Origin of the sequence: Arsukibacterium sp. (assembly GCF_036735525.1) — a bacterium.
Taxonomy (GTDB): domain Bacteria; phylum Pseudomonadota; class Gammaproteobacteria; order Enterobacterales; family Alteromonadaceae; genus Alishewanella.
Genome location: NZ_DAINOE010000014.1, coordinates 1 through 6,595, shown reverse-complemented (window position 1 = coordinate 6,595; position 6,595 = coordinate 1). Strand labels below are relative to the sequence as shown.

The following is a 6,595-nucleotide window of genomic DNA, read 5'->3' as shown; positions in this document are numbered from 1 at the left end:
GTGATGGTGAAGCCAGCCAATGAGGGCTCCAGCATCGGCATGAGCACTGCGGCAACGGCTGAACAGCTGCAACAGGCTATAGCGGCGGCGTTAAAGTTCGATGCGCAGGTATTGGTTGAACGCTGGATAGAGGGCCGCGAATTCACCATTGCCATTATAGATGAGCAGGTACTGCCCATAGTCGAGATGCGCACACCCCGCGATTTTTATGATTACGAAGCGAAATATCAGGCTAACACCACCGAATACCTATGTCCGGCGCCGTTAACGGCGGAACAAACTTCAGCGATGCAACAAACGGCATTATTAGCTTTTAACGCAGTAGGTGCTGCTGGCTGGGGCCGGGTAGATTTGATGTTAGACCAACAAGGTAAGCATTATTTGCTGGAAGTGAATACCGTGCCGGGCATGACGGAAAAGTCGCTGGTGCCGATGGCGGCGAAAGCGGCAGGCTTGAGTTTCCAGCAGCTGGTGCTGCGGATCCTTGAACAAACGTTACAGGTGCGGTAACGCTATGACAGCGCAGCAGATAACACCAGCAAGCAAAGCCTCCTTTATCGGCGGTCTGGTGTTTTTTCTGCTGGTGTTAGTGTTGGTCTTTGTTGCCGGCTGGCAATTCAGCCGCTGGGTACAAGGGCAGCAAACCGCGCCGATTGCAGAAGTGCGACTGTACGGCCAATTTATGCAGTTGGATGCAGCGGAGTTACAGCAACAATTACAACAACAATTTGTCGGTAATTTTTTTCGGGTGAATGTGGATCAGGTGCAGCAGTTCCTGCAGCAACAACCTTGGGTGTATCAGGTCGCCGTGCGCAAACAATGGCCAGATACGCTGGTAGTGGTAGTGACAGAGCAGCAGCCAGTAGCGATTTGGAATGCAGATTTATTGCTGAATAACAAAGGGGAGTTGTTTCAGGCCCCGATAGCACAACTACAGCAAGCATTACCACAGTTGCATGGCCCTGATGGCACTGAGCAGGATGCCCTGAACATGTTCATATTAATGCAGCAGTTGTTGCAACTGCATCAGTTAAGTGCAGAGCAGCTGTGGCTGACGGAGCGTTTTTCCTGGCGAATTCAGTTAGCTGATGGTTTATCTGTTCAGTTGGGACGGCAGGACACGCTGAAACGACTACAACGATTAATAGATTTGTATCCGCTGTTGCAGCAACACAAGGCCGCAGCGATGGCAGAAGTAGACTTGCGCTATGACACCGGTATTGCGGTGCGTTATGCCGAGCCAGAAACGAAGAGAAAAGCATGACCAAGTCGTTAGAGCGGGATTTGATTGTTGGATTAGATATTGGCACTGCTCAGATAAAAGCGGTGGTTGGGGAAATTACCCCGGATAACCGGCTGAGTATCGTTGGCGTTGGCACCCATGCCTCCCGCGGCATGGATAAAGGCGGCGTTAATGACTTAAATTTGGTGGTGCAGGCGGTACAGCGTGCCATTAACGAAGCTGAGCTGATGGCGGATTGTCAGGTATCTTCGGTGTATCTGGGCATTACCGGCAAACACATCCGCTGCCAGAATGAAAGCGGTATGGTGCCTATCAATGACACTGAAGTGACTAATGACGATGTCGCCAGCGTGATCCATGCGGCTAAATCGGTGCCGATTTCCGCCGAGCGCCGCATGTTGCATGTGTTACCGCAGGAGTTTTCGGTTGATATGCAAGAGGGCATAAAAAGCCCGGTCGGCATGTCTGGCGTGCGCATGGAAGCCCGGGCACACATTATTACTTGTGCCAATGATATGGCCAAAAATATTGAAAAATGCGTTGAGCGTTGTGGTTTGCAGGTGGATCAGCTGATTTTTTCCTCGCTGGCATCCAGTTATGCCGTGCTGACCGATGATGAAAAAGAATTAGGCGTCTGTGTGGTCGATATGGGCGGCGGCACTATGGATATTTCGGTGTTTACCAATGGCGCTTTGCGGCACACCGCGGTGATACCGGTGGCCGGTAATCAGGTGACCAGCGATATTGCCAAAATCTTCCGCACGCCGATAAGCCATGCCGAAGATATCAAGGTGCAATATGCCTGTGCCCTGCGCAGCATGGTAGGTAAAGAAGAAAGCATAGAAGTACCCAGTGTCGGTGGCAGAGCTGCACGTTCGATGTCCCGCCATACCCTGGCAGAAGTGGTCGAGCCGCGTTACCACGAATTATTTGAATTGGTGCTCGAAGAAATTCGCAGCAGCGGTTTAGAAGAACAAATTGCTGCAGGTTTGGTATTAACCGGTGGTACCGCCAAGATGGAAGGTGCGGTGGAGTTTGCCGAAGATGTGTTTCAGATGCCGGTAAGACTGGGCTATCCGATGCATGTCAGTGGCTTGAACGAATATGTACAGGATCCGGCCTACGCCAGCGTAGTCGGGTTATTACTATACGGCAAAGATGTGCGATCGCAGCAAAAAGCGGCCGGACAAAGCAGGGATACAGTCAGTGGCTTGCTGAAAAAAATCAGCAGCTGGTTCAAAGGCGAGTTTTGAGTAAGCGTATAAAAACGGAGAGAGAGCTATGTTTGAGTTAATGGAAAACCACAGCGAAGAAGCTGTAATTAAAGTAGTCGGTGTCGGTGGTGGCGGTGGTAACGCCGTAGAGTACATGGTAGCGAGTAACATCGAAGGGGTGGAGTTTATTGCCGCTAATACCGATGCACAGGCACTGCGTAATTCTTCAGCCAATGTGACATTGCAGTTAGGTGCCGGTGTCACTAAAGGACTGGGTGCTGGCGCTAATCCGGAAATCGGCCGCCGTTCGGCAGAAGAAGACCGGGAAACCATCAAAAAAACCTTACAGGGTGCCGATATGATTTTTATCGCAGCCGGTATGGGTGGTGGCACCGGTACAGGTGCCGCGCCAATCGTCGCGCAGGTGGCCAGAGAGTTGGGAATCCTGACGGTGGCTGTAGTGACTAAACCTTTCCCCTTTGAAGGTAAAAAACGTACTGCTTTTGCTGATGAAGGCATTATGGAGCTGAGTAAGTATGTCGATTCGCTGATTACCATTCCAAATGACAAGTTGTTAAAGGTACTGGGTAAAGGCACCAGCTTACTGGATGCATTTAAAGCCGCAAACAATGTGTTACTGGGTGCAGTGCAGGGTATTGCTGAATTGATTACCCGTCCGGGTTTAATTAACGTCGACTTTGCTGATGTGCGCACTGTTATGGCAGAAATGGGCACGGCGATGATGGGCACTGGCCGGGCATCAGGTCCGGATCGGGCGGAAGAAGCCGCTGAGCAGGCGATTTCCAGTCCTTTGCTGGAAGATATCGACTTATCAGGTGCCAAAGGTATTCTGGTCAATATCACTGCTGGCCTGGATATCAGCATTGAAGAGTTTGAGACTGTAGGTAATGCAGTTAAAGCTTTCGCCTCAGAAAATGCTACAGTGGTAGTAGGTGCAGTGATTGACCCTGAGATGCATGACGAGCTGCGGGTGACGGTAGTGGCTACGGGTATTGGCGCAGATCGTAAGCCAGATATCAGCCTGGTACCTAACCACAGATCTGAGCCGGTTGGTGGTTATGTGACCAGCGGTAACACTATTCGCCAGGCAGCCCCTGCGGTAGCAGTTAGCCGTGACATACACAGAGAAGATCAACTGCAGCCTAAGGTACAAGCTGAGAGCAAAGGTGGTGTGGATATTTTTGATATCCCGGCCTTTTTGCGTAAGCAGGCAGATTAATGCCTGCTGCCTGGCGGCAGTGAAATAACTTTAGTAACGGCTAAATTCATAGCTGGTTCAGCGAGCGTTTGGCATAGTAGCAAAAACTATGCTATGCTTCGCCGCCATTTTGCGATTGCTTAAATTTTGAGCAGGTAAACATTATGATTAAACAACGTACCATAGACCACACTGTCACTACTGTTGGTGTTGGGTTGCACAAAGGTGAAAAGGTTACGCTTACTCTCCGGCCTGCACCTGATAATACCGGAATTATATTCCGGCGTGTCGACCTGGACCCGGTAGTCGGTTTTAAAGTTACCCCAGACATGGTGGGTGATACGGTAATGTGTACCTGTTTAATTAACCCGCAAGGTGTGCGTTTGTCGACCACAGAGCATCTGATGGCCGCAGTCGCTGGACTGGGTATTGATAACCTGGTGATTGAAGTGGATGCCGCTGAAATTCCTATTATGGATGGCAGTGCCAACCCGTTCGTGTACTTGCTGTTAGAGGCGGGTATTAACGAGCAACGCCAGGCGAAAAAATTTATCCGAATCAAGCAAGCTATCCGGGTAGAAGACGGTGACAAATGGGCAGAATTTAAGCCACACAACGGCTTTAAAATCGATTTCGCCATTGATTTTGATCACCCGGTTATTGCCGAAACCACTCAGCGCATGCAAATGGACTTTTCCGCCGCGGGTTTTATCAAAGATATCAGCCGGGCCCGTACCTTCGGTTTCATGCGCGACATCGAGATGCTGCGGGAACGCAACTTGGTGCTGGGCGGCAGCATGGATAATGCCGTGGTGCTGGATGAATTCCGGGTGTTAAACCAGGATGGCCTGCGCTACGAAGATGAATTTATTAAGCACAAAATTCTGGATGCGATTGGCGATTTGTATATGGCCGGCTACAGCATTTTAGGTGAGTTCCGCGCCTATAAAACCGGCCATGCTCTGAATAATCAGTTGTTGTCAGCTATTCTGGCAAATCAGGATTGCTGGGAATTTGTGACCTTCGAAGACAAGGCGGCAATGCCTATTTCCTATTTGGCGCCGCAACTGGCCTGATACTGTTAAATAGACGTCTTTAAAACGCCAGCCTGCACAGGGCTGGCGTTTTTGTTTTAAATCACGTATTTTGCCGCAGGTCGTTATTTTCGATGTTGTAATAAACGCTGTAAAGCCGCTTGCACCGGCCCCTCAGTATGCTCGACAGCCTGCTGCAGTGCATGACAAGCCTGTTCGGATAAGTCACGCCGGGCAGATTGGGCTGGTTCAGCTGTAGTGACTGTGGCTTTAACTGACGTTAAAGCGGCATGGGGTGATACTTCAATATCAATCCCTGCTAAATCAGGCAAGATTTTTTGGCGGAAATTGTCTAGAATGGCTGCGCGTTGCATTTTAAGCCGGGTGGCCCAGGCCGCAGAATTACATAAAAGTTGTACCCGGCCAGCTTTAATGCTGGCGACCTGACAAAACTGCAGTTGCTCCAGTTGCAATATAGAGCAGAGTTCAGCATTTAACGCACTAAGCAGTTGCTGCTGTTGTTGCAGCTCTGCCAGCCGGCTCTGGCCGAACAGACGACTAATTGTTTGCGGTTTTTGGGTATAGCGTTTCATCTGCGGTAACTTTTAATACGGTCAGGCTGCAATAGTCTAACAGAGTTTTAAGTTCGGCGTGCAGTGTGGCGCTAAACCTTGAATTTTAACGGTGCTATCGCCATATCAAGCGAAGCGCTTAGCTGCTGGCATGCTGGCAGAACGAACAACCCTAATAAATCACTGGCCTGGCCAGGGCTGCTCAGCAGTTTTAACTTAGATGGTATCTGGATAATGTTTGGAAAACTTTTTGCCAAATTAGTTGGCAGCCGCAACGACCGCTACTTAAAGAAATTACAAAAGCAGGTTCAGCAAATCAATGCCCTCGAAGCCGATTACGCCGCACTGTCAGATGAACAACTCGCTGCAAAGACAGTTGAGTTTAAACAACGGGTAGCTCAGGGCGAGACCCTGGAAGCATTATTGCCTGAAGCCTTTGCTACGGTGCGCGAAGCCAGTAAGCGTGTCTTTAACATGCGGCATTTCGATGTGCAGCTGGTGGGCGGCATAGTGTTGCATCAGGGAAAAATCTCAGAAATGCGCACCGGTGAAGGTAAAACCCTTACCGCTACCCTGCCTGCGTACTTAAATGCGTTAAGCGGCAATAGCGTACATGTTATCACGGTGAATGATTACCTGGCCCGACGCGATGCGCAAACCAATGAACCGTTGTTTCGCTTTTTAGGGATGACGGTTGGCGTTAATGTGCCCGGCATGGCGCACCCGGATAAGCAAAAAGCTTATCAGGCCGATATTACCTATGGTACCAACAATGAATTTGGCTTTGATTACCTGCGCGATAACATGGCGTTTTCGCCGGAAGATCGGGTGCAACGGGATCTGGCTTTCGCCATTATCGATGAAGTCGACTCGATTCTGATTGATGAAGCCCGTACGCCGCTGATTATTTCAGGTCCGGCAGAAGACAGCTCAGAGTTATATAAGCAAATCAACCTGTTGGTGCCACTGTTACAAAAGCAAGAAAAAGAAGACGAAGAGGGCAACCACGGTGATGGCCACTTTACCGTGGATGAAAAAGCCCGTCAGGTGTATCTGACTGAACTTGGTCAGATTAAAGTGGAAGAGATGCTGCGTGAGCACCAGTTAATTGGTGAGCACGACACCTTATTCTCCGCAGCCAACATTACGCTGTTGCACCATGTCTATGCGGCACTGCGCGCGCACCAACTGTTTAAACGTGATGTCGATTATGTGGTTAAAGACGGCGATATCGTGATCGTTGATGAACATACCGGCCGCACAATGGAAGGCCGGCGTTGGTCTGCAGGTCTGCATCAGGCGGTAGAGGCGAA

Annotated in this window: 7 protein-coding genes; 6 read left to right on the top strand and 1 reads right to left on the bottom strand. The window is 50.0% G+C overall.

The features are described from left to right. The 5 genes from V7D78_RS04555 to lpxC form a co-directional block, all read left to right on the top strand. Window positions 1-510: ATP-binding protein (locus V7D78_RS04555; RefSeq protein ID WP_333607249.1), on the top strand; the 510-nt coding region annotated here is incomplete at its 5' end. Between the two features lie 4 nt (window positions 511-514). Next, entirely contained in the window at window positions 515-1,264 is a 750-nt protein-coding gene (locus tag V7D78_RS04550; protein ID WP_333607248.1) for a cell division protein FtsQ/DivIB, read from the top strand. Next, window positions 1,261-2,496, top strand: a complete 1,236-nt coding sequence (ftsA, locus tag V7D78_RS04545) for a cell division protein FtsA (protein WP_333607247.1) — start codon at window positions 1,261-1,263, stop codon at window positions 2,494-2,496. Before V7D78_RS04550 ends, ftsA begins: the two co-directional genes overlap by 4 nt. Window positions 2,497-2,524: 28 nt before the next feature. Next, entirely contained in the window at window positions 2,525-3,697 is a 1,173-nt protein-coding gene (gene ftsZ, locus V7D78_RS04540; RefSeq protein ID WP_333607246.1) for a cell division protein FtsZ, read from the top strand. Window positions 3,698-3,840: 143 nt separating this feature from the next. Further along, on the top strand, window positions 3,841-4,752 hold the full coding sequence (lpxC, locus tag V7D78_RS04535) for a UDP-3-O-acyl-N-acetylglucosamine deacetylase (RefSeq protein ID WP_333607245.1): 912 nt from the start codon (window positions 3,841-3,843) through the stop codon (window positions 4,750-4,752). An 83-nt stretch (window positions 4,753-4,835) separates the two neighbouring features. Here lpxC and V7D78_RS04530 read toward each other — a convergent pair whose 3' ends face one another. Then, window positions 4,836-5,303, bottom strand: coding sequence for a DciA family protein (locus V7D78_RS04530; RefSeq protein ID WP_333607244.1), 468 nt, complete (start codon window positions 5,301-5,303; stop codon window positions 4,836-4,838). Window positions 5,304-5,516: 213 nt separating this feature from the next. Here V7D78_RS04530 and V7D78_RS04525 point away from each other — a divergent pair. After that, window positions 5,517-6,595 (top strand): DEAD/DEAH box helicase (locus V7D78_RS04525; RefSeq protein WP_333607243.1); only part of this gene is annotated, 1,079 nt, incomplete at its 3' end.